This is a genomic window from Kineothrix alysoides, assembly GCF_000732725.1.
Taxonomy (GTDB): Bacteria; Bacillota; Clostridia; order Lachnospirales; family Lachnospiraceae; genus Kineothrix; species Kineothrix alysoides.
Genome location: NZ_JPNB01000002.1, coordinates 169,793 through 191,263, shown reverse-complemented (window position 1 = coordinate 191,263; position 21,471 = coordinate 169,793). Strand labels below are relative to the sequence as shown.

Below are 21,471 nucleotides of genomic sequence, written 5' to 3'. Positions count from 1 at the left end.
CCTTGGCTGGAAGAGAATATCCATTAGAGAGAACCAGGAACATCGGTATTATGGCTCATATTGATGCGGGTAAGACGACTCTTACGGAACGTATCTTGTTTTATACCGGTGTTAATTATAAGATTGGTGATACTCACGAAGGTACTGCTACCATGGACTGGATGGAGCAGGAACAGGAAAGAGGTATTACAATAACATCAGCCGCAACAACTTGTCATTGGACATTGCAGGAAGGCACGCAAGCGAAGCCGGGAGCAATGGAACATCGTATCAATATTATCGATACGCCAGGACACGTTGACTTTACGGTAGAGGTTGAGCGTTCACTCCGTGTACTCGATGGCGCAGTAGGCGTATTTTGTGCAAAGGGTGGTGTAGAGCCTCAATCTGAAAACGTATGGCGTCAGGCTGACACTTATAATGTACCGAGAATGGCATTCATCAATAAGATGGACATTTTAGGTGCGAACTTCTATGGAGCGGTAGATCAGATCAAGTCAAGACTTGGCAAGAACGCTATCTGCATCCAATTACCGATAGGTAAAGAAGACGATTTCAAAGGAATCATCGATTTGTTTGAAATGAAAGCATATATTTATAACGACGAAAAGGGCGAAGACATTTCTATCATAGATATTCCGGATGATATGAAAGATGACGCTGAGCTCTATCGCTCGGAATTAGTAGAAAAAATCAGCGAGTTGGATGACGACTTGATGATGATGTATTTGGAAGGCGAAGAGCCGACCAATGAGCAGTTGAAGGCAGCTCTGAGAAAAGGAACTTGTGAATGTACTGCAATACCCGTATGCTGTGGTACTGCTTACAGAAACAAGGGCGTTCAGAAGCTTTTAAATGCGGTCTTGGAGTTCATGCCCGCTCCCACCGATATCCCTTCTATTAAGGGTGTCGATTTGGACGGCAATGAAGTGGAAAGACACTCTTCCGATGAAGAGCCTTTCTCCGCGTTGGCATTCAAGATTATGGCTGACCCGTTTGTAGGTAAGCTGGCATTCTTCAGAGTTTATTCTGGTACGGTGAACTCAGGTTCTTACGTGCTGAATGCAACAAAGGATAAAAAAGAACGTGTTGGACGTATCCTTCAGATGCACGCGAACAAAAGGGCGGAGTTGGATAAGGTTTACTCCGGCGACATCGCTGCAGCGGTAGGATTTAAAGTTACAACAACCGGCGATACTATCTGTGATGAGCAGAATCCGGTAATTCTCGAATCCATGGAATTCCCCGAACCCGTTATCGAGCTGGCAATCGAGCCTAAGACGAAAGCTGGACAGGGTAAAATGGGCGAAGCTTTGGCGAAGCTTGCGGAAGAAGATCCTACATTCCGCGCTCACACCAATCCGGAGACCGGACAGACGATTATTGCAGGTATGGGCGAGCTCCATCTGGAAATCATCGTAGACAGACTTCTTCGAGAATTCAAGGTAGAAGCTAACGTAGGCGCTCCTCAGGTTTCCTACAAAGAGACGTTTACAAAGTCTGTGGATCAGGATTACAAGTACGCAAAACAGTCCGGCGGTCGTGGACAGTACGGACATTGTAAGGTTAAATTCGAGCCTATGGATCCTAACGGCGAGGAAATTTTCAAATTCGAATCTACAGTTGTGGGTGGTGCTATTCCGAAGGAATACATCCCGGCAGTAGGCGAAGGTATTGAAGAAGCTTCCAAGTCAGGTATTCTCGGCGGATTCCCCGTACTCGGTGTACACGCTAATGTTTATGACGGTTCCTACCACGAAGTCGACTCTTCCGAAATGGCATTCCATATTGCTGGTTCCATGGCATTCAAGGAAGCTATGAAGAAAGCGAACCCGGTACTTTTGGAGCCTATCATGAAGGTAGAAGTTACGATGCCTGAAGATTATATGGGAGATGTTATCGGCGATATTAATTCCCGCCGCGGACGTATAGAAGGTATGGATGACATCGGAGGCGGAAAGCTGGTAAGAGGTTATGTTCCGCTTGCTGAAATGTTCGGCTATGCTACAGACTTACGTTCCAAGACACAGGGACGCGGTAACTATTCCATGTTCTTTGAGAAATACGAGCAGGTGCCGAAGAGCGTACAGGAAAAGGTTCTGGTAGCTAAGTCAAAATAAAAGCGAAGAAACCTTATCCTGCAGAAAAGGTTCTGGCAGCTAAGTCAAAATAAAAGCGGCGAAACCTTATCTTGCGGAAAATGTCCTTGCGGCTGAGGTAAAATAATAAAGTTGCGGGATATAAATAATGCTTGAAAAACTTGGTATTATTTAATATAATCAAAGATAACCGAGTTAATCGAAAAAAATAAAATTATATTGTTAAACAAATTAAAGGAGGACTTTAGAAATGGCTAAAGCTAAATTTGAAAGAAACAAACCCCATTGTAATATTGGAACCATTGGTCATGTTGATCATGGTAAAACAACGTTAACAGCAGCAATCACAAAGACGTTGAATGTAAGACTGGGTACAGGCCAGGCTGTTGCATTCGATATGATCGATAAGGCTCCGGAAGAAAGAGAACGTGGTATCACGATTTCTACTTCTCACGTTGAGTATGAGTCGGAGAAGAGACACTATGCACACGTTGACTGCCCCGGACATGCTGACTATGTAAAGAACATGATCACCGGTGCTGCTCAGATGGATGGTGCTATCCTTGTTGTTGCGGCAACTGATGGTGTTATGGCTCAGACGAAAGAGCACATCTTACTTTCCCGTCAGGTAGGTGTTCCTTATATCGTAGTATTCATGAACAAATGTGACATGGTTGACGACGCTGAATTGCTTGAGTTAGTTGAGATGGAAGTTAGAGACTTATTGTCCGAGTACGAATTCCCGGGCGATGACACACCGGTTATTCAGGGATCCGCTTTGAAGGCTCTCGAAGATCCGAGCGGCGAGTGGGGCGACAAGATTCTTGAGCTTATGGACGCTGTTGACAACTATATTCCGGATCCGGTTCGCGATACAGATAAGCCTTTCCTTATGCCTGTCGAAGACGTATTCACGATTACTGGCCGTGGTACGGTTGCTACAGGACGTGTTGAGCGTGGTACTCTTCACATCAACGAAGAAGTTGAAATCGTTGGTATCAAAGAAGAATCCAGAAAATCTGTTGTTACAGGTATCGAGATGTTCCGTAAGATGCTTGACGAAGCTCAGGCTGGTGATAACATCGGTGCGTTACTTCGTGGTGTTCAGAGAACAGACATCGAAAGAGGTCAGGTTCTTTCCAAACCCGGTTCTGTAAAATGCCACAAGAAATTTACAGCTCAGGTTTACGTTTTGACAAAAGACGAAGGTGGACGTCATACTCCTTTCTTCAATAACTATAGACCTCAGTTCTACTTCAGAACAACTGACGTAACTGGTGTATGCGATCTTCCGGCAGGAACAGAAATGTGCATGCCTGGTGATAACGTAGAGATGACGATTGAATTGATTCATCCCATCGCTATGGAGCAGGGTCTTACCTTCGCTATCCGTGAAGGTGGACGTACGGTTGGTTCAGGCCGTGTTGCTACAATCATGGAGTAATCAGTAAAAAATATTGATTTTATGGGCTTTCCGATATTTCTCGGAAAGCCTTTTTTTTATTATTTATTGAAAAAAAGTGATAAATCTTTTGACATATTCACGGCATAGTGATAATGTGATTAGAAAGTATTAGGATTGGTGACATAGTAAACCAAGTTGAAAATGCTAGTCATGGTGATTTTAAATTAAGGAGGCAATCTCTATGTATCAGAATATAGATGAGTTTTATAATAACGAGTGCCTGGAGGAAGAAAGACTAAATTCCGGAATTGGACAAATTGAATATATAACAACTATGAAATACATGAAAAGTTTATGTCCTCCAAATAGCAATATACTTGATGCTTGTGCCGGAGCAGGAAAATATGCTTTTCAACTTGCTCAATTAGGACATAATGTTACTGCTGGAGATTTAGTAGAAATAAATGTGGAAAAAATTAAAGAGCAAAATAAGAAAGTAAATTCATTGATTGAAATATATCAAGGCAGTATATTGGATTTATCAAGATTTAAAGAAGAAAGTTTTGATGTTGTACTTAATTTGGGCGCATATTATCATTTATTAGATTCAGTTGACAGAAAAAAATCAATACAAGAATGTCTCAAAGTTTTAAGAAAGGGAGGCTTATATTTCATGTCATATATCAACCGTTTTGCCAATTACATAGGCCATGCCGATGAAATGAATCGTGATTTTGGTATGTTTGAAAATTTTTTAGAAAGCGGTACTGTGGATAATGTGTTCTTTTGTTCTACACCGGAAATGGTTGAAAGTGATATTCAAGAGTCAGGCTTAAGAATTTTACACAACATAGGGACAGATGGTTGTATTTATAATGGTGATATTATAAATTCAATGAGTGATGACACATTCGAAAGATATATGAAAGTACACTTATCTAATTGTGAAGTAAAAAGTATTCTTGGCTGTAGTTCACACGGATTAGTTATATGTACTAAATAAGCATAATGCCATGGCGGGCAATAGGAAAAAATGATATAATTGGAACGTTAAAACAAAAGTTTTTGAAACCGTCTCATTGCATGAATTGTTTAACTGTTATATTCTTTATGCAGGAGGTAACAGATATGGCAAACGAAGATATGAAAGATTTTAATGCAATGTTGTATGACAACAAGGATATGCCAAAGATTCAGACTATAACAGATCAGAAAAGTATTGAAAAATATGGCGGAAATACAATGTACTTTGCTCCGCCAATTGACTATGACAAGATAATGAAATCAGTTCCCCGTGGTAAAGTAATTACTATCAGTCAAATCCGTGCATACTTTGCCAAATTAAACGGAGCAGATTTCACGGAGCCTATAACTGCCGGAGTTTTTGTATCTATTGCGGCATGGGCGAGTTATCAGCGTTCCGCGAACGAAACGCCATATTGGAGAACACTAAAAGCCAATGGCGAGTTAAATTCTAAGTATCCGGGCGGAATTGAAACTCAAAAAGAAAGGCTGGAAGAAGAAGGACATAGTATAATTCAAAAGGGCAGGAAGAATATCAAATATTATGTAAAGGATTATGAGGACGCATTGTTTGAATTAGTATAGGAAAATAGGTTTATGAGAAAGAGGGACTGAAGTGTAATCAAGTGTTACTGCGGATTGGTGGCATAATAAGAATTTCCAGAGGTATAAATTATGGAGCAGATAGTTAAGATTGAAATGGCAGCTCAAGGCGATGTTCAAGATTGTATAGAAGCTTTAATGGAATCTGAGTTGGGAAGAAAATATTTTCGTGATTATGAAAAGTCTGAGAAAACAATAACCTCGGCGTTTAAAGACAAAGAACTTTACGCGGCAAGAAATGATAAGGGAGAGTGCCTGGGCTTTGTCTGGTTCCTGCCGAACGGAGCCTTTCACAGTTTTCCATATTTACATATCATAGCGGTTAAGGAAAAATATAGAGGCTGTGGTATAGGTACAAATCTATTAAGGTTTTACGAGGAACTTGCTGGCTCGTATGCAAAAAAGGCATTTTTGATTGTGGATGATTTTAATCCAAAGGCAAAAAAACTGTATGAACGTGAGGGATATCACGAGGTTGGAGTTTTACCTGATTTGTATATTAAGGGAATTCATGGCTTTCTGATGATGAAAACATTTGAATGATGGTTTGAAATAGTTTGACTCTGGTTTGGCATGTCAGAAGACAAATGTTCATGGAGAAAATGAGGATGAGTAAAAGGAAAGAACCGGCGGAAAAGTTCTTAACAATAAAACCTGCTCAAAAGTTTAACATACAAAATGATGGATTTATCGGTTGTCTATATAAGCCTCAGGACAATTCCTTTGAAGGTAAAGTGATAATTATGTCTGGTGGCAGTGACGGTTATTTCTCATTAACTTGTCTTATTGCAGAACAGTTTGTAAAACGGGGCCTTACGGCGCTGGCACTTGCATATTGGAATCAGCCCGGTATTCCGGATGCTTTTGAAAAAATACCTGTAGAATATGTAGAAAGAGCAGCATTATGGCTCAAAAATCATAATTATATATAAGTCGGGATGTGGGGCATTTCGAAAGGATCAGAGTATGCTTTGATCTCAGGAAGCATGCTGCAGAATTTAATTTCGTGCGTAGTAGCAGTGTGTCCGATTAATATTTGCGGACAAGGTATAAGTAAGGGTAAATCAATAAGACTATTGGATTGTTCTGCATGGAGTTTTCGGGGAAAGGAAATCCCTTATGCAAATCTTCAATATAACAAACGACAGATTATAAAGGATATGCTGAAACGAGGAAGTATTTGCATGCGTTCTTGCTATAATAATGCAATCGTCTCGGCTCCGGAAGATACATATATTAAGATTGAGAACATCAACGGACCCATTCTTTTCTTGTCAGCGGATAATGATGATATGTGGCCGGCAAAAGAAGCATCCGAATGGATGATGGAGCGCTTGAATAAGAAACAATTTCCCTATCAACATAAACATTATAATTATAAATATGCGAGCCATTTTCTTATCCCTTATAAGTTGAGAACGGTGAAGATATTCGCTATAGAACGAAAATATCCGGAAGAGTGTATGGAAAGTAATATGAAGTCTTTAGAGGATACCCTGATATTTTTGAATGAATGGTGAAATTCCGCTATAGTTTTCTCACGCTCTTTAGCTTTTATATAACAATGGTAATAGTTAATATACTAGACAATATAGTTCGGATCAACTGGACGGTTATTCATTTTTATATGTAATGTCACAATTGTGCAATATTCTGATAAAATGGCATTTGCGGACTATGAGGGATAGTGTCGGTATGTTTATTGTGAAAGAAAAATTACAAATAAATGGGTTGGAGCATACAAGAATCTAAAGAGCTGGAATTATGAATGATATTATAATAAGCATAGCTAGTAGTGCAGCAGTCGCTGGAATTGCAAGTTTAATCGGTTATTTGCTGATGAAAAAAATAAAAAATACAAAAGACATAGGGGGTAAAGACGTTGGACTATACAGCAGATTTTCTTCTGGAATTACTGGGTACAGATTGTTACAAGATGTATGAGCGGGTAAATAACTTCATTATGGATAGTTACAATGTTAATCAGATGTGGGATAAAGGCGGAAAATATGGAGATATTTGTCTGCGCTACAGCCGCAGCGGGAAAAGCCTTTGTACCTTATATTTTCGCCGGGAACAATTAGGTATCTGGATTATACTCGGCAAGGAAGAGAGAGGTAAGTTTGAAGAGAAAAGAAATCAGTTTTCTCATGAGTTGCAGGAAAGGTATGATATGACCGAAATATACCATGATGGCAAATGGCTGATGTTTGATGTGGAGGATGATTATTTATATAATGAAATTACTTTGCTGATGATGATTAAAAAAGCTCCCAACAGAAAACTTACTATGTGTGGTTATTGCTGCGATATGTGCAAGGCATATGCAGCCAATATAAAGAAAAGCGATGAACGGCAAAGCTTATCCGAATACTGGAACAAGTACTATAATTTAGATATATCACCTGAAAATATTAGCTGTGACGGTTGCAGGTGTATGAAGGCCGATGCGCATAGAATAGACAGTGCTTGCCCGGTACGTGCCTGTATTTTTCATAAGAAATTAAATGATTGTTCAGAGTGTGCGAAATATCCATGCGACATATTTTTATCCAAAAAAGGATTGAGTTATGAGGAAGCCTATGAAATAGAGAAGTTAGATCTTTCGAGCTATTATGATTTTCTAGGAGCATTTGATAACAAATCGAGATTGGACAGAATAACGAATAGAGGAAAGTAAAGGAAAACCCAAGGAGCAGCCGAATTCTGGGTTTTCCTTATTTTTGTATAGAATTACCGCACATCTGTCACCCGTCACCCGTTAAATACTATGAAAGGAGGTTCCTAAGAGAGTCCATGGACATAGAAGAACAATATGACAAGATATACCGCTACTGCTATTTTAAGCTGCTGCAGCAGCATATAGCAGAGGATATCACTCAAGAAACCTTCTTGCGCTTTCTGGAGAGCGCGACATATCGAAATACCGGACAGGTTCTGCAGTATCTTTATACGGTGGCGAGGAATCTCTGTATTGACGAATACAGACGAAAAGCCTATGAACTATTGCCCGGGGATGAAGAGGGTCATCACAGAAGAATACATGATAGGACAGAGCCTGACATGGAGGAGAAGCTGCTTACTTCTATTGTGGTAAGAGAGGCGTTGGAAGACCTTTGTGAGGAAGATCGGGAGCTGATGCTTCTCAGATATGTGAACGAAGTCCCGGTGTCTGTAATCAGCAGACTGCTTGGAATCTCTCGGTTTGCAGTTTACCGCAGGACACAAGCAATCTTGAAATCGCTGCAGGATAAGCTTGGAAAGGAGGATTTTCAATGAAGAAAGAATTAAAAAGGGCATTGTACGGTGCGTTTGAAGCGCCGGAATCACAGCGAAAGAACGCCTTTTTAAAGAATATAAGGCAGCCGGGAATCGGATATTTTAAATTTGTGCTGCTACAGGCTTCCTATATCAGAAAATGGGTATGGGGATTATCTGTTACGATTTTTGCAGCGGCGCTCATAGGTGGCGGCTTTATGGAGAGAGATGTGGTATGGGTGCTTTCTGCGCTGATGCCCTATCTGGCAGCAGCCTCGATAGCGGAAAGTGTGCGTTCGGAGATGTATGGTATGGCAGAGCTGGAAATGGCATCAAGATTCCCGTTAAAAAGTGTGATGCTGGCCCGTATGGGGATATTAGGAGTCTTTCATTTGACACTGCTTGGCCTGCTTGTCCCGTTCGAGCATATGTACGGTGTTTTTACAGCGTTTCAGACCGGAGTATATTTACTGGTGCCTTATCTTCTTACCAATGCCGGGGGGTTATGGCTGGTACGCAAAATTCGCAGCAGGGAGGCTTCCTATGTTTGCATGGGATATGCAATTATTATCAGCGCTTTTCCCATCGTGAGCAAATATACGATAACATTGCTGTATCAGCCGGAAGTATTTGGCTGGTGGCTGGTTTTATTGGCAATTCTCTGTGTAGCTACCGCAGTGGAATATAGAAAGACAGTAATAAGAGCAGAAGAATTGATTTAAAAGAAAGGAGTGTTTTATGGAACTTATAATAGACAGGCTGTCCAAGCAATACGGAAGCAGGATTGCGGTGGATAGAGTTACACTTAAATTACAAAAAGGAGTATATGGGCTGCTGGGAGCTAATGGTGCGGGAAAGACTACGCTGATGCGGTTGATATGCGGCATTTTAAAGCCTACGGGCGGGAGTGTTTCTTTGGACGGAGAAGATGTTTCAAGCGAGGAATACCGCTCACGGCTGGGGTACCTTCCGCAGGACTTCGGATATTATCCGGATTTTACGGGAACAGATTTCTTGCTGTACATGGCAGCTTTGAAAGGTCTTGACCGGACGCAGGCAAAGAGGAAGGCAGCGGAATTGCTTAAGCTGGTAGCCTTGCAGGATGCAGGGAAAAAGAAGATTAAGACCTATTCCGGGGGCATGAAGCAGCGGCTGGGAATTGCCCAAGCTCTGCTCGGAGAGCCACAGCTTTTGATTCTGGACGAGCCCACTGCGGGGCTTGACCCGAAGGAAAGAGTAAGGTTCCGGGATTTGATCGCGCAGCTTGGGAAGGATAATATTGTTTTGCTCTCCACTCATATCGTGTCCGATATCGAGCATATCGCGGATAGTATTTTGATGATGAAGAACGGACAACTCATTTTTCAGGGAACATGGGATGAGAATAGCGGAGATTTGGAGCAGTTTTATTTAGAACAGTTTGAGGAGGGGCAAGATCATGGCTAATTTTGGAGTATTATATGGATATGAGCTCAAGAAGATAGTAAGGCGTAAAATCGTGTGGATCACCGCGGCTTTTATGTTGTTTATTGTTATAATTACCGTGATAGTATCCCGACTTGCAGGAAGTTCCTATGTGGATGGTTATAAAATCGATACGCATTATCATATGTTCCAGGTTGATAAGGAGTATCAGCAAAGGCTGAGCGGAAGAGCGATTGACCAAAGTTTATTAGAAGAGATGAAGGACGGATATGATAAGATCCCTTCCGATGCGGAGGCATATGTGCTGACGGGGGAGTATCAGATATATGCACGGCCATACAGCGAAATATTTAATATTGTCAGAAACATGACAAATATGACATTTAACGAAATGTGGCAGTGGACGGCAGACGAGGGTGATTTATATGAAAGACGGCAAAGGATGTTGGAAGAAGCAAGAGAAGACGACCTTCTGTCGCAGGATGAAAAGGCATTTTGGCAGGAGAAAGAAGATAAGGTGGAATGGCCGGTAGTGTTTGTATATAAGGATGGATACCATCAGCTTTTTGACTCAATGAATACAATAGGCCTGATGATGCTCATCGTAATCACAATCTGTCTTTCCGGAGTTTTTGCAGAGGAGCATAGCAAAAGGACGGATCAGTTGATTTTATGCAGCAGATATGGAAGGCATAAGGCTTACTGGGCTAAGATTTTAGCAGGAATCAGCTTTTCTCTTTTTTCGTCGGTTATGTATACAGTGATAGCCTTCAGCGCGGCCTTGGCGGCCTATGGCGCCGATGGATTTTCCGGCGCATTTCAACTGATGTACGCCAATTATTCTTATCCGTTAAGCGTGGGAGCGGCAATTTTGATTTCCTATGGCATGATGATAATTGCAGGGATTCTGACAGGTATATTCGTGATGATGCTGTCTGAGTTGCTGCATAGCAGCATCGGTACGCTTGCACTGGTAGTTGGAATGATTATTTTGTTGCTGTTTTTTAATATACCGGAGCATTATAGGGCAGCGTCCCAGCTTTTAAGCTATATCCCCAGTGAATTTGTTGCTGTATGGAGTATTTTCAGTCTGCGGACAGTATCGCTTGCAGGAAGAATCTTTACAGCATGGCAGATAGTTCCCGCTTTGTATATCCTGGCAGGCGGAGTATTTGCCGCAGTTGGAAAAAGGGCCTATGTACGCTATCAGGTAAGCGGACGGTAAGAAATAGGCGGCAGCGTAATAAAATCAGGCTTTTTACTTCATTTTCTCCTTTTGCTGTAGTATAATAAGGCAAATGAACCGTGGGAGGAAATTTACGGATGAAAAAATCTGTGGTTAAGATTATTGCCACTGTGATGGGAGCAGCGATTCTGCTTGCCGGATGTGCCGGAGGGGCGGAGGAGGATCAGGCGGTATTGGATTCTGACAATCCGGTTTCGATTGAGATATGGCATTATTACAACGGGCCTCAGAAGCTGGCCTTCGATAGCCTTGTGACCCGGTTTAATGAGACGGTGGGACAAGAGCAAGGCATTGTCGTAGAGGCGTTTGGCCAGGGGAATGTGAACGAGCTTTTTGAAAAGGTACATGACGCTGTGGATAAAAAGGTAGGAGCCAGCGAGGTGCCAACTATTTTTGCAGCCTATACAGATACGGTGTACGATTTGGACAAGCGGGGACTGGTTGCTGATTTGAGCGGGTATTTTACCGAAGAGGAACTGGCAGGATACGTGGATGCCTATATTGAGGAAGGAAGGCTTGGTGAGGCGGAGGGCCTTAAGATTATTCCGATTGCAAAGGCAACAGAAATTATGATGATCAATAAAACCGATTGGGATAAATTTGCGGCAGCTACCGGAGTTTCTATGACGGAGCTTGAAACTATCGAAGGCGTAGTGAAGGCCTCCGAGGCTTATTATAGCTGGACGGATGGGCAGACGCCGGATATTCCGGGCGACGGTAAGGCTATGTACGGGCGGGATGCTATGGCAAACTATATTATTCTCGGTTATTATCAGTTGACCGGTAATTCCCTTTTTACCCATGAGGGAGGAACGATTTCCTTTGAACCGGACGAGTCGGCTTTCCGCAGGCTATGGGATAACTATTATATTCCTTATATCAACGGCTGGTTCGGTGCTTACGGACGCTTTCGTTCGGATGATGCCAAGACCGGAGATTTGATTGCGCTAGTGGGATCTACTTCGGGAGCGACTTATTTTCCGGAGCAGGTTACATTGGAGGATGAATCCAGCTATCCAATCGAGGCGGCAGTCTTCCCGGCTCCCTGCTTTGAGGGAACGGGGCTTAGCGCCATTCAGCAGGGGGCGGGAATGGCGGTTCTTTCGTCGAATCCTCGGAACGAGCTGGCAGCGGCGACCTTCTTAAAATGGTTTGTAGAGGAGAAGCAAAACATTGATTTCGCAATTTCCTCGGCTTATCTGCCGGTAAAGAAAGCTGCAAACGACATGTCCTTAATCGAAGGTGCAGAGGGCTTTAAAAATCTGCCTGCGTCGTTGAAGGATGCTCTTTCCGTGTCTGTGGATGTGGTCAACGAATATGATTTGTACTTTGAGAAGGCGTTTTCCGGTTCCTCCGATGCCAGGGAAGTAATTGAGTATTCTCTTTCAGATCGTGCCAAGGCCGACCGCGAGCAGGTTCTCGTATTGATGGAAGGCGGAATGTCCGTAGAGGACGCAACGGCACAATTTGCTACGGATGAAAATTTCCAGAGTTGGTATGAAGAATTGATAAGTACTGTCCGCGCGAAAATCGATGGGAATTGACAGGAAGAGGACGTAAATGGAACAAAAGAAAATAAAAGATAGATCCCGCAAGTCCGGGCAATCGATTATGAAACGCATTTTGATACCGGTAATCGTTGCCTTGTTCGTGCAGGCGGGACTTTTTTCCATCAATATCATTTGGGGCGGTACCCTTGAAAAGCTGAATCACAATGCCTTTGATATTCTGAATGGAGAAGTGAATAACCGCCGTAACTATCTTCAAAGCGAGATGCTGTCGCGCTGGTCCAACTTGGATCCGGCGGCAGAGAATATCCGGGGAATATTCAATGAAGAACCGATTCAGATAGGTGAGGCAGGCACCTCGCTCAGAAATGAGATTCTGAGACAAAGTGCGCCGGAGTTGATTAGTTTGCTGCGCCGTAATTTGGTGACGGGGGCTTTTCTTATTCTTACAGATGGAGAAGGGTATGATAAGACCGGGCAGATGCAAAAGCACGGCCTGTACATCCGCGATATGGACCCGGCAACCAATTCGGCCAATAACTCTGATTTACTGCTTTTGTATGCTCCGGTACGTATTTCCAAAGAGTTGGGGATACCATTGGATTCCAACTGGCAGTGCTATATAAGCTTTGCCCCTGACGATTTGGCTGGCTGGAATTATTATAGCAAGCCTTATGAGGCTGCTCTGGAGTATCCGGAAATCAAGGAAAAAGACTTGGGATATTGGAGCCCGGTTTTTCGCGCGACGGGAGACAGCCTGGATACGATTACCTATTCAATGCCTCTGAGGGACCAGAATGGAGTGGTGTGCGCGATACTGGGAGTAGAGCTTTCCATCGATTACCTGAGTAAGCAGATGCCGTATCAGGAATTGGATGCAGAGAAACAAGGAATGTACTTTGTCGGCGTCGCAACAGGAGAAGGGTTGACCTTCCATACGCAGCTTTCCACCGGACCGGCCTTTAAGCACCGTTTTGGAATGGCAAAGCAGATGAGTTTTATGCAGGAAGATGAATATGCGGATGCATATCGGGTAATCGATGATACTTCCGGCCATGAGAGAGATGTCTACGGATGTATACAATACTTCAATCTTTATAATACCAATACGCCCTTTGAGAATGAGAGATGGGCATTGATTGGAATGCTGGATGATGAACAGCTTCTGGGCTTTTCGCGGGGAGTATCCGGTTCAATCTGGCTGACTTGGGGAATCTCTCTCGGGTTGGGCCTTACTGCCGCTTGGGCTGCCGGTTTGATGGTAGCACATCCTATTACCAGACTTCTCAGGCAGCTTCGTGAGAGTGACCCCAGCCGCCCTCTTGCGCTCGGCAAGCTGAAGATTTCGGAAATTGACGAGCTGTCAGGGGCTATTGAGACGCTTAGCTCGCGGGTAGCGAGGGAGGCCAGCCGCCTTTCTCAGATTATCGATATGGCGGGAGTGGAAATAGGTGCCTTTGAGACGCAGCCGGATTCGGATCGTGTATTTTGTACGGGACGTTTTTTCGAGATGCTGGGATTCAATAGTGAGCTGGCTGCAGACGGAACTGTCGATAAGCAGGAATTCGGCGAGTGGATGGAGACCTTGAACAGGCAAGTGGAGGATAGAACGGAGGACGGGAGCACGAAGATTCTCCGGATAGGGTATCCGCCGGAAGCGCCGAGATGGGTGAGGCTTCACGTAGTTTCCTCCAATAAACATATCACAGGAGTAGTCAGCGATGTCACACAAGAAATTTTAAAGAGGCGCAAGATTGAGCGTGAGAGGGATTATGATTTGCTGACAGACCTGCTCAACAGGCGGGCGTTCAGCGTGGAGCTTAAAAAGCGTTTCAACAATCCGCAAGAGCTTGGCATTGCGGCGATGGTAATGCTGGATTTGGATAATCTGAAGTTCATCAACGATACTTATGGACATGACAGCGGAGATGCTTACATCCGCAGTACGGCGGAGGCGTTGCGGCGTTATTCGCCGAAGCAGACGCTTGTTGCCCGTATGTCAGGGGATGAGTTCTATGTGCTTTTTTCGGGCTATTCCTCGAGGGAGGAGGTGCAGGAGATTATTCATGTGCTGGAGGAGGGCGTCCGGCAGACCATATTTTTCCTGCCGGACAATACCAGTATCAATATCCGTGCCTCTGCGGGAATCGCTTGGTATCCCGACCATGCCACTTCCTATGACAAGCTTCTTAAATACGCCGATTTCGCAATGTATCAGGTGAAGAATACTACGAAGGGCGAGTTCGGCGAGTTCGATATGGAGCATTATAAAAGAGACTCTTATTTATTGCAGAATCAGGAGGAAATTAACCGTCTTATAGATAAGGAGAAGGTAACGTTCCATTTTCAGCCTATCGTGGATGCGAGAAATGGAGAGGTATTCGGATATGAAGCTTTAATGCGTCCTACTTTGGAGAGTATCAAGTCTCCGATGGAGGTGCTGATGTTAGCGAAGTCGCAGTCTAAGCTCTATGCGATAGAGCGGCTGACCTGGCGGCAGAGCCTTGCAGCATTCGAGAAGCTGACGGATGCAGCGTCTTCTATCCGTATATTTGTGAATTCCATTGCCAGTCAGCAGTTAAATGCCAAGGACGAGAAGTATATTCAGGAGAGGTTTTCGCATTTGCTTTCCAGGGTGATTATTGAGATTACAGAAGAGGAACGGTCCACCGAAATGGCAACTCGCAGAAAGCTGGAGTGGGCTGCGCAGTGGAACTGCCAGATTGCTCTGGATGATTTTGGTACCGGATATAATTCCGATGCAGCCTTGTTAGCGATTGAGCCTAATTTTGTAAAGCTGGATATTTCCATTGTGCGCAACATCGATAACGATGCGAACCGGCGCAAGCTTTTACAGAATCTGCTGTCGTATACCGAAGGCCGCGGCATATATGTGATTGCGGAAGGAGTGGAGACCTATGAAGAGCTTCGCACTCTTATCGGCTTAGGGGTTGATTACTTGCAGGGATATTATATTGCCAGACCGCAGCCGCAGCCTGCGCCTATTCCGGAGCAGACTGTTCAGGATATTCAGGATATTTATGCGGCAATTTCACAATAGGGGCATAAGAGTCAAAAGGAAGGCCATGTATGGATAAATGTAATTGGTGCAAGGACGGCGGGATCAATGAAGAGTACCATGATAGGGAATGGGGGATTCCGCTGCATGATGATAGGAAGCACTTCGAATTTCTGATGATGGAGGTCATGCAGTGCGGGTTGAACTGGACGATGATGCTTAAGAAGAGAAAAACCTTCTGTAAGTGCTTCGATAATTTTGATTATGAGAAAATTGCTTTGTATGGGGATGCGGATATAGAAAGAATCATGGGGACGGAGGATATGATAAAGTCTGTCCGAAAAATCCGTGCAGTTATCGATAATGCAAGGGCATATAAGAAGATAATCGATGAATTCAGTTCCTTTGATCGATTTCTGTGGGGGTATAGCGGGTATAAGAGTATTGTTTATGAGAATCATAGAATTGTACCGGTCGCGAGCAATGATTTATCGGATGCAGTAAGCAAAGAGCTGAAAAAGAGAGGATTTAAATATCTCGGTTCCACTACGGTGTATTCTCATTTGCAGGCTTGTGGGATTATTAATGATCATGATGTTCACTGCTTTAGATATCAGCAGGTTATAGATGAGTATCCGGTAGAGTTCAGGTGATGGAGGTGCTGGATGAAGATATGCAGTCCCAGAGACTGAAGGTTATAGCTATTAATGCGGAGCAGTAATAGGAAATCCGTCGCTTTTTTACAACAAAAGGCGGCGGATATCTTTTATTATGGAGTAAAGTATAAATTATCCGAAGGAGAAACAATATGAAAAAATTGAGCGTTGGCGCATTTCAGGAAATTAAGAAATGGGTCTACAGAAATGCGAGGCCTCTGGACTTCGCATTATGGCAATACTGGTTTGAAAATGGAAGCAAGGAGGCTGTTCTTTTAGTCTTGTCCAGCTATCAGAACAGTGACGGCGGCTTTGGCAATACGATTGACCCGGATAGCTGGAACCCGGATTCCACCCCGTACAATGCACAAATCGTCATCAGACTGCTCCGGCAGATGGAATTCCTCGATATGGAGCATCCGTTTTATCGCGGAATCTTCCGTTATTTGGAGAATACGGAGCATAGGGCAGATTACGGATGGATTTTTACCATTCCGTCTAATGATAATTATCCACATGGCGTCTGGTGGGATTATAATCCGAAGGACAATGAGTTCCAAAGTACAGGAACGACAGCGAGCTTATGCGGTTTCATCCTTCGGTATGGAGAAAAAGAATCAGGCTTGTACCAAATGGCGAAAAAGTATACGAACTCGTTGATTGAGCGGTTAGGGGGAACAGAGCAATTGGGGGATATGGGAGTAGGAGGTTACTGCGAGCTGCTGGAGGATATAGAGGCCGCAGGGCTTACGGAAGACTTTGACTTTGCATATTTATGTGAAAAGGTTTCCTGTGCAGTACGGCAAAAGATAGAGACGGAAAAGGATAATTTCATGGCAAATCCGCTGGAATTCGTCTGGTCTCCCGAGAGTAAGTATTATGAGGAAAATAAAGAAGAAGTAGAGAAAGCACTGGATGCTATCATTGACCAGCGCCCCGAAAACGGTGTCTGGGATATTCCGTGGGAGTGGTATAACGGCGGCAAGTATCCCGAGGCGTTCGCGATCAGTGAGAACTGGTGGAAGTCCGGCAAAGCAATTGAAAAGTTGCTGCAGTTAAAAAGCTTCGGGCGGCTGGACATTAGATAGCCTCACTTTTTTCTTTTTTGATTTTCTTTTTTTGAAGCGGGTAAATGGACAGGTTGCCGTTGCAGGCATAAGAGAGTCCGCACACCGCGATAAAGTAAGGCAGCAGTTCAGGGCCGAAGACCTCCATGCCTATCAGAATGGGCGCGAACAAAGTATTGCTGGCGCTGCCGAATACTGCTGCGTAGCCTAAGGCGGCAGTGAAAGCGACGGGGAGACCGAGCAGTGATGCGAGAAATGCACCAAGAGTAGCACCGATGGAAAATAAAGGAGTGACCTCGCCTCCCTGAAAGCCTACCGATAAAGTAAGTATCGTAAAAAGAAATTTCAAAGCGAAATCCCAAGAATAAACGCCTTCGTTAAGGCTCATGGAAATCAAGTTGGTGCCCAGACCTGAGTACCTCCCTTGAAAACAAAGCAGTGAAAGGAGGCCTATTGCGGTACCGGCGATTAGAATACGCAGAAGAGGATTTTTCCCCTTTTCTGAAAAAAATCTTTTTATCCTATGCAGAAGATAAGAAAAAAGCCATCCTATTATCCCGAATAATACGCCGAGGAGAAGCAGCTTGAAAAGCAGGGAGGGTGAAAACGGAAAGCCCTTTGCCAGAGTGTGGGAGAATTTTTCAAGGCCCAGTACACCGGAAATATAGCTTGCGGTAAATGCCGCAGTCAAAGCCGGCAGCAGGGCCTTGTATTCCAATACGCCCACGGTCAGCACCTCGAGAGCGAAAAAGGTAGCCGCGAGGGGAGTTCTGAATAGGCCGGAAAAACCGGCTGCCATTCCCGTAATCAATAATATTTTCTCTCCGTTTTCTATAGAAAGCCGTCTGCCGAGCGAATGGCCGAGGGTTCCTCCTATCTGAACGGCAACTCCTTCCCTTCCGGCACTTCCACCGAAGAGATGAGTGAGCCATGTTCCCATAATAACGAAGGGGACCAGACGCAGAGGTATCGCTTCCTTTGAGCCGTGTCCGGCTTCGAAGAGCAAAGTCATTCCTTTACTGCTCCTGCCTCCGAATTTCTGATAGCTCCATAGGATGAGGACACCGATGGCGCCGAGAAAAGGGAGCAGAAAGTAAACATATTCATCTCTAATATTCCCAATATAAAGCAGAACCCTGCCGAACAAGGCAGCGATAGATCCGGCAGCTATGCCCAGGGGAACTGCAAGCCCTATAAAAATCAATTGATTTCTTACTCTTTTCCAATAATTCATATTAATATCATCTCCAAATAATATTATAAGGGAAGCCGCATTTTTTTCAAGAGAAATATGTGATTGTAGTTGTTATACTATCAGAAAAGACGATGAAACATGCTTTCTGCTTAAAGGATTGACAAATATATATTTATGTAATATATTACATAATATAAAGAAAAACCAAAAAATAAAAAAGTTAAAAAATAGGAGAGCCGGAAAATAGGAGAGCCGGAAAATAGGAGAGCCGGAAAATAGGAGAACCGGAAAATAGGAGGACCGGAAAATAGGAGGACCGGAAAATAGGAGGACCGGAAAATAAAAAACCCGGGGAATCGAGAAAATCAAGAAAAAAAAGATTATAAAAACGGAATATGTGCCCCAATTGCATACTTTAAGGAGTTAAATACTATGAGTATAGATAGAGATAAATTATTGGAAGGCCTTGATGATGAGAGGGCCCTGTTCGGTTTGTTCTTCGCATTCGGGAACCGTTTGCAGGCAGCGGGGGACACTTTTTATGAAGAAATTACATGTAAGCAGTTTTTCCTTCTCATCTGTCTTTCTGTATTTCAAGGGACACCGCCCATGATCAATGAACTTGCAGATGTGATGGGCAGCTCGCATCAGAATGTGAAGCAGCTTGTAAATAAGCTGGAGAAGGCCGGGTTCGTTACCACTTTTTACGATAAGGAGGATAGAAGAAAAGTGAGGGTGGCAGCGACGGAGAAAATAGGAATATTGAGCGACAGATACCGTGAACAGGAAGAGAAATTTATGACGGGACTTTATGATGGAGTCACGAAGGAAGAAGTGAAGCTTACATATAAGGTGATGACAAAAATTGAAAAAAATCTTATGCGAATAGGGAGGAGAGATAAATGAAGCGAGTTGTAGTGTATAACAGTAAGACGGGGTTTAGCGAAAAATACGGAAAGTGGATAGCGGAGGAGCTTGCATGCAAAGCGGTAAGCTACAAGGAGATAACGCAGCAGCGTTTAAAGGAGAATGATGTAATTATCTATGGTGCAGGGATTATGGCAGGAAAGATAAGCGGATGGGAGAAAGTAAAGAAAATGCCGGAACTGAACGGCAAAAAGCTGATCTTATATGCGGTTGGCGGCATGCCTATGAAGGCGGAGGAGGCTATTCTTACAGTAAAAGATAATAATCTAACCAAGGAAGAGCAAAAGGAAATTCCCTTTTTTTATTTAGAAGGAGGGATTAACTTTGAAAAGATGGGATTCATCCCAAGAATCATGCTAAAGACTATGTATAAAGTGATGAAAAAGAAGAAGGAAAAGACACAGCAGGATATGGAAATGATTAGCTTGTTTGAAAAGTCCAGCGATAATTCCTCGAAGGAAAACATAAAGCCCCTTATTATCTGTGCTAAGCAGATATAAAGGAATAAAGAACAAATGTGTGCTTCGAATACTTTGTGACGAAAGACTTTGGCAGCACAGCGTTTTTTGCGCATACAACTGCGCATCTATTTGTTTTATAGGAGCACTTTCCTGTTACATAAAAAGAAGTGTGTTTGCCAAAGCCATATAGGCCTTCGGCAAAACACACTTTTTAACATTTAAAGAGATTACTATGCAGGGGTTATAACAACCCTATCCTGTCTTGCCAGTGCTATATTCAGTCTGCACGCCTCTGTAACTGCACACACCTTATCAGTAAGGCTGATAAGCCACGCTTCTTTGCTTTGGGGCAAAGGCCCTAGAGGAAACATATGTGACAAAATAGCCTGACGTTCTTTTTCATGGAGCTTGAAACGCTCTCCACTCGTTCTAGCAGCGACCTTCGGATGATGAAAAGCCTGAAATGTGCCCTTAGGCAATTTTTCCTTAAAGTCATACAGGCAAAAATCATGCAGCAGACCTGCTCGTGCCGCAACGCTGGTATCCCAGCCGAATCTGGAAGCCATTAACCATGAAAGATAAGAGACATTCAAGCTGTGCATCAAACGGGTAGTCCCGAAATGCTGTCTGTACATGGTAAGCTTTTTGAATTCGCTATCGCCCAGTATGCTCTGTATGAGCTCTAAAAACTCCGCTTCAATCTCATCCGATACTGTAATGTCCATCGGCAATCACATCCTTTCCGTTTATCACACATTGAGTATGGTTGATACTTTAAGTATGAGGGCCATGAAAAGATAAGTCAATATAAAAGTCGGAAAAAGTCGAAGATTATGTTACTGAGAACAGAGTGAACAGTAACAAGATTATTGACGCAGCGCAGGCGATGTGGCATGATAGGAAAAACACTTCTGCTGACTTTCGGGTAAGCGATACACGGCTGCACACGAGGAACAAAAGCTGCGTGGCCAAAGCACATTTTTATTTTGGCAGTTTTTAGGAAAATAAAGAGAAAGATGGGGATAATAATATGAAGATTCTTGTGGATGCCGATGCCTGCCCGGTAGTGGCAATTGTGGAAAGAGTGGCGAAAGAGAAAAATATTCGGGTAATTTTAGTTTGTGACAATGCCCATGTTCTCCGCTCGGAATATTCCGAGGTGGTAATTGTGGACAGAGGAGCAGATGCGGCAGATTTCAAGCTGTTTTCCTTAAGTGAAAAGGGAGACGTCATTGTAACGCAGGATTACGGTGTGGCGGTCATGGCATTGGGAAAGGGCGTAAGGGCCATTCACCAAAGCGGAAAGTGGTATACCAACGAGAATATTGACACTATGCTTATGGAACGTCATATCGCCAAATCCGAGAGGCGCAAATCGGGAAAAAGCCATTTAAAGGGACCGAAGAAGAGAACGGAGGAGGACGATGTGAAGTTTGAGGAATCTTTTCGGAGAATGCTTGAAACCAGATAAAACGGACTCTTTTTTAATAAATTGTTTATAGCAGTTTTATTGATATATACGGCTTAAAACGGTAGGATAATAGAGTATTGATAGAAGAATAAAAATGTTGGTTACTAT

General features: G+C 43.4%; 22 protein-coding genes. 20 read left to right on the top strand and 2 right to left on the bottom strand.

Features of this window, described 5'->3' with window-relative positions:
* Positions 1-2 precede the first annotated feature (2 nt).
* The 17 genes from fusA (at position 3) to CC90_RS0111830 (ending at position 17,330) form a co-directional block, all read left to right on the top strand.
* Positions 3-2,120 (top strand): elongation factor G, encoded by a 2,118-nt coding sequence (fusA, locus tag CC90_RS0111910; RefSeq protein WP_031390995.1) that lies wholly within the window; start codon positions 3-5, stop codon positions 2,118-2,120.
* 229 nt (positions 2,121-2,349) lie between these two features.
* Positions 2,350-3,543, top strand: a complete 1,194-nt coding sequence (gene tuf, locus CC90_RS0111905; RefSeq protein ID WP_031390994.1) for an elongation factor Tu — start codon at positions 2,350-2,352, stop codon at positions 3,541-3,543.
* 202 nt (positions 3,544-3,745) lie between these two features.
* Positions 3,746-4,507: a class I SAM-dependent methyltransferase gene (locus tag CC90_RS0111895; RefSeq protein ID WP_031390993.1), complete on the top strand. Its 762-nt coding sequence runs from the start codon at positions 3,746-3,748 to the stop codon at positions 4,505-4,507.
* Positions 4,508-4,632: 125 nt separating this feature from the next.
* Positions 4,633-5,112, top strand: coding sequence for an MGMT family protein (locus CC90_RS0111890; RefSeq protein ID WP_031390992.1), 480 nt, complete (start codon positions 4,633-4,635; stop codon positions 5,110-5,112).
* 90 nt (positions 5,113-5,202) lie between these two features.
* Positions 5,203-5,673 (top strand): GNAT family N-acetyltransferase, encoded by a 471-nt coding sequence (locus CC90_RS0111885; RefSeq protein ID WP_051869493.1) that lies wholly within the window; start codon positions 5,203-5,205, stop codon positions 5,671-5,673.
* Between the two features lie 65 nt (positions 5,674-5,738).
* Positions 5,739-6,062, top strand: coding sequence for a hypothetical protein (locus CC90_RS0111880; protein ID WP_031390990.1), 324 nt, complete (start codon positions 5,739-5,741; stop codon positions 6,060-6,062).
* Positions 6,063-6,068: 6 nt separating this feature from the next.
* Positions 6,069-6,650 carry an acyl-CoA thioester hydrolase/BAAT C-terminal domain-containing protein gene (locus CC90_RS0111875; RefSeq protein WP_081905982.1) on the top strand — a complete coding sequence of 194 codons (582 nt, stop codon included), beginning with the start codon at positions 6,069-6,071 and terminating at the stop codon, positions 6,648-6,650.
* Between the two features lie 244 nt (positions 6,651-6,894).
* Positions 6,895-7,074, top strand: coding sequence for a hypothetical protein (locus tag CC90_RS24405; protein ID WP_165919310.1), 180 nt, complete (start codon positions 6,895-6,897; stop codon positions 7,072-7,074).
* Positions 7,013-7,810, top strand: a complete 798-nt coding sequence (locus CC90_RS23145; RefSeq protein ID WP_051869491.1) for a DUF3788 domain-containing protein — start codon at positions 7,013-7,015, stop codon at positions 7,808-7,810. Before CC90_RS24405 ends, CC90_RS23145 begins: the two co-directional genes overlap by 62 nt.
* Before the next feature lie 116 nt (positions 7,811-7,926).
* On the top strand, positions 7,927-8,409 hold the full coding sequence (locus CC90_RS0111865) for an RNA polymerase sigma factor (protein WP_031390987.1): 483 nt from the start codon (positions 7,927-7,929) through the stop codon (positions 8,407-8,409).
* The gene (locus tag CC90_RS0111860) at positions 8,406-9,110 is read left to right on the top strand and encodes a hypothetical protein (RefSeq protein ID WP_031390986.1); all 705 of its coding nucleotides are present in this window, start codon (positions 8,406-8,408) and stop codon (positions 9,108-9,110) included. The genes CC90_RS0111865 and CC90_RS0111860 overlap by 4 nt, the downstream gene beginning before the upstream one ends.
* Positions 9,111-9,126: 16 nt before the next feature.
* On the top strand, positions 9,127-9,834 hold the full coding sequence (locus CC90_RS0111855; protein ID WP_031390985.1) for an ABC transporter ATP-binding protein: 708 nt from the start codon (positions 9,127-9,129) through the stop codon (positions 9,832-9,834).
* Complete coding sequence (locus CC90_RS0111850; RefSeq protein WP_031390984.1) at positions 9,827-11,038, top strand: ABC transporter permease; 1,212 nt, start codon at positions 9,827-9,829, stop codon at positions 11,036-11,038. Before CC90_RS0111855 ends, CC90_RS0111850 begins: the two co-directional genes overlap by 8 nt.
* 98 nt (positions 11,039-11,136) lie before the next feature.
* A complete protein-coding gene (locus tag CC90_RS0111845) occupies positions 11,137-12,603 on the top strand; it encodes an extracellular solute-binding protein (protein ID WP_031390983.1) in 1,467 nt (488 codons plus the stop codon).
* 16 nt (positions 12,604-12,619) lie between these two features.
* A complete protein-coding gene (locus tag CC90_RS0111840; protein ID WP_035315681.1) occupies positions 12,620-15,628 on the top strand; it encodes an EAL domain-containing protein in 3,009 nt (1,002 codons plus the stop codon).
* A gap of 29 nt (positions 15,629-15,657) precedes the next feature.
* Entirely contained in the window at positions 15,658-16,239 is a 582-nt protein-coding gene (locus tag CC90_RS0111835) for a DNA-3-methyladenine glycosylase I (protein WP_031390981.1), read from the top strand.
* 155 nt (positions 16,240-16,394) lie between these two features.
* A complete protein-coding gene (locus CC90_RS0111830; RefSeq protein ID WP_031390980.1) occupies positions 16,395-17,330 on the top strand; it encodes a hypothetical protein in 936 nt (311 codons plus the stop codon).
* Here CC90_RS0111830 and CC90_RS0111825 read toward each other — a convergent pair.
* Positions 17,323-18,543 carry a chloride channel protein gene (locus tag CC90_RS0111825; protein ID WP_031390979.1) on the bottom strand — a complete coding sequence of 407 codons (1,221 nt, stop codon included), beginning with the start codon at positions 18,541-18,543 and terminating at the stop codon, positions 17,323-17,325. The two genes, CC90_RS0111830 and CC90_RS0111825, sit on opposite strands and share 8 nt — an antisense overlap.
* A 393-nt stretch (positions 18,544-18,936) precedes the next feature.
* Between CC90_RS0111825 and CC90_RS0111820 the strand changes: the two genes are divergently transcribed.
* Positions 18,937-19,410 (top strand): MarR family winged helix-turn-helix transcriptional regulator, encoded by a 474-nt coding sequence (locus tag CC90_RS0111820; protein ID WP_198528780.1) that lies wholly within the window; start codon positions 18,937-18,939, stop codon positions 19,408-19,410.
* Positions 19,407-19,931, top strand: a complete 525-nt coding sequence (locus tag CC90_RS0111815; protein WP_031390977.1) for a flavodoxin domain-containing protein — start codon at positions 19,407-19,409, stop codon at positions 19,929-19,931. Before CC90_RS0111820 ends, CC90_RS0111815 begins: the two co-directional genes overlap by 4 nt.
* A 191-nt stretch (positions 19,932-20,122) precedes the next feature.
* Here CC90_RS0111815 and CC90_RS0111810 read toward each other — a convergent pair whose 3' ends face one another.
* The gene (locus tag CC90_RS0111810) at positions 20,123-20,617 is read right to left on the bottom strand and encodes an HD domain-containing protein (RefSeq protein WP_031390976.1); all 495 of its coding nucleotides are present in this window, start codon (positions 20,615-20,617) and stop codon (positions 20,123-20,125) included.
* 305 nt (positions 20,618-20,922) lie between these two features.
* Between CC90_RS0111810 and CC90_RS0111805 the strand changes: the two genes are divergently transcribed.
* Positions 20,923-21,363, top strand: a complete 441-nt coding sequence (locus CC90_RS0111805; RefSeq protein ID WP_031390975.1) for a YaiI/YqxD family protein — start codon at positions 20,923-20,925, stop codon at positions 21,361-21,363.
* Positions 21,364-21,471 lie beyond the last annotated feature (108 nt).

Excerpts from the sequence above, each read along its gene's own strand:
- tuf (WP_031390994.1), top strand. The coding sequence starts at position 2,350 with ATGGCTAAAGCTAAATTTGAAAGAAACAAACCCCATTGTAATATTGGA.
- CC90_RS0111895 (WP_031390993.1), top strand. The coding sequence starts at position 3,746 with ATGTATCAGAATATAGATGAGTTTTATAATAACGAGTGCCTGGAGGAA.
- CC90_RS0111890 (WP_031390992.1), top strand. The coding sequence starts at position 4,633 with ATGGCAAACGAAGATATGAAAGATTTTAATGCAATGTTGTATGACAAC.
- CC90_RS0111885 (WP_051869493.1), top strand. The coding sequence starts at position 5,203 with ATGGAGCAGATAGTTAAGATTGAAATGGCAGCTCAAGGCGATGTTCAA.
- CC90_RS0111880 (WP_031390990.1), top strand. The coding sequence starts at position 5,739 with ATGAGTAAAAGGAAAGAACCGGCGGAAAAGTTCTTAACAATAAAACCT.
- CC90_RS0111875 (WP_081905982.1), top strand. The coding sequence starts at position 6,069 with ATGTGGGGCATTTCGAAAGGATCAGAGTATGCTTTGATCTCAGGAAGC.
- CC90_RS24405 (WP_165919310.1), top strand. The coding sequence starts at position 6,895 with ATGAATGATATTATAATAAGCATAGCTAGTAGTGCAGCAGTCGCTGGA.
- CC90_RS0111865 (WP_031390987.1), top strand. The coding sequence starts at position 7,927 with ATGGACATAGAAGAACAATATGACAAGATATACCGCTACTGCTATTTT.
- CC90_RS0111860 (WP_031390986.1), top strand. The coding sequence starts at position 8,406 with ATGAAGAAAGAATTAAAAAGGGCATTGTACGGTGCGTTTGAAGCGCCG.
- CC90_RS0111855 (WP_031390985.1), top strand. The coding sequence starts at position 9,127 with ATGGAACTTATAATAGACAGGCTGTCCAAGCAATACGGAAGCAGGATT.
- CC90_RS0111850 (WP_031390984.1), top strand. The coding sequence starts at position 9,827 with ATGGCTAATTTTGGAGTATTATATGGATATGAGCTCAAGAAGATAGTA.
- CC90_RS0111845 (WP_031390983.1), top strand. The coding sequence starts at position 11,137 with ATGAAAAAATCTGTGGTTAAGATTATTGCCACTGTGATGGGAGCAGCG.
- CC90_RS0111840 (WP_035315681.1), top strand. The coding sequence starts at position 12,620 with ATGGAACAAAAGAAAATAAAAGATAGATCCCGCAAGTCCGGGCAATCG.
- CC90_RS0111835 (WP_031390981.1), top strand. The coding sequence starts at position 15,658 with ATGGATAAATGTAATTGGTGCAAGGACGGCGGGATCAATGAAGAGTAC.
- CC90_RS0111830 (WP_031390980.1), top strand. The coding sequence starts at position 16,395 with ATGAAAAAATTGAGCGTTGGCGCATTTCAGGAAATTAAGAAATGGGTC.
- CC90_RS0111825 (WP_031390979.1), bottom strand. The coding sequence starts at position 18,543 with ATGAATTATTGGAAAAGAGTAAGAAATCAATTGATTTTTATAGGGCTT.
- CC90_RS0111820 (WP_198528780.1), top strand. The coding sequence starts at position 18,937 with ATGAGTATAGATAGAGATAAATTATTGGAAGGCCTTGATGATGAGAGG.
- CC90_RS0111815 (WP_031390977.1), top strand. The coding sequence starts at position 19,407 with ATGAAGCGAGTTGTAGTGTATAACAGTAAGACGGGGTTTAGCGAAAAA.
- CC90_RS0111810 (WP_031390976.1), bottom strand. The coding sequence starts at position 20,617 with ATGGACATTACAGTATCGGATGAGATTGAAGCGGAGTTTTTAGAGCTC.
- CC90_RS0111805 (WP_031390975.1), top strand. The coding sequence starts at position 20,923 with ATGAAGATTCTTGTGGATGCCGATGCCTGCCCGGTAGTGGCAATTGTG.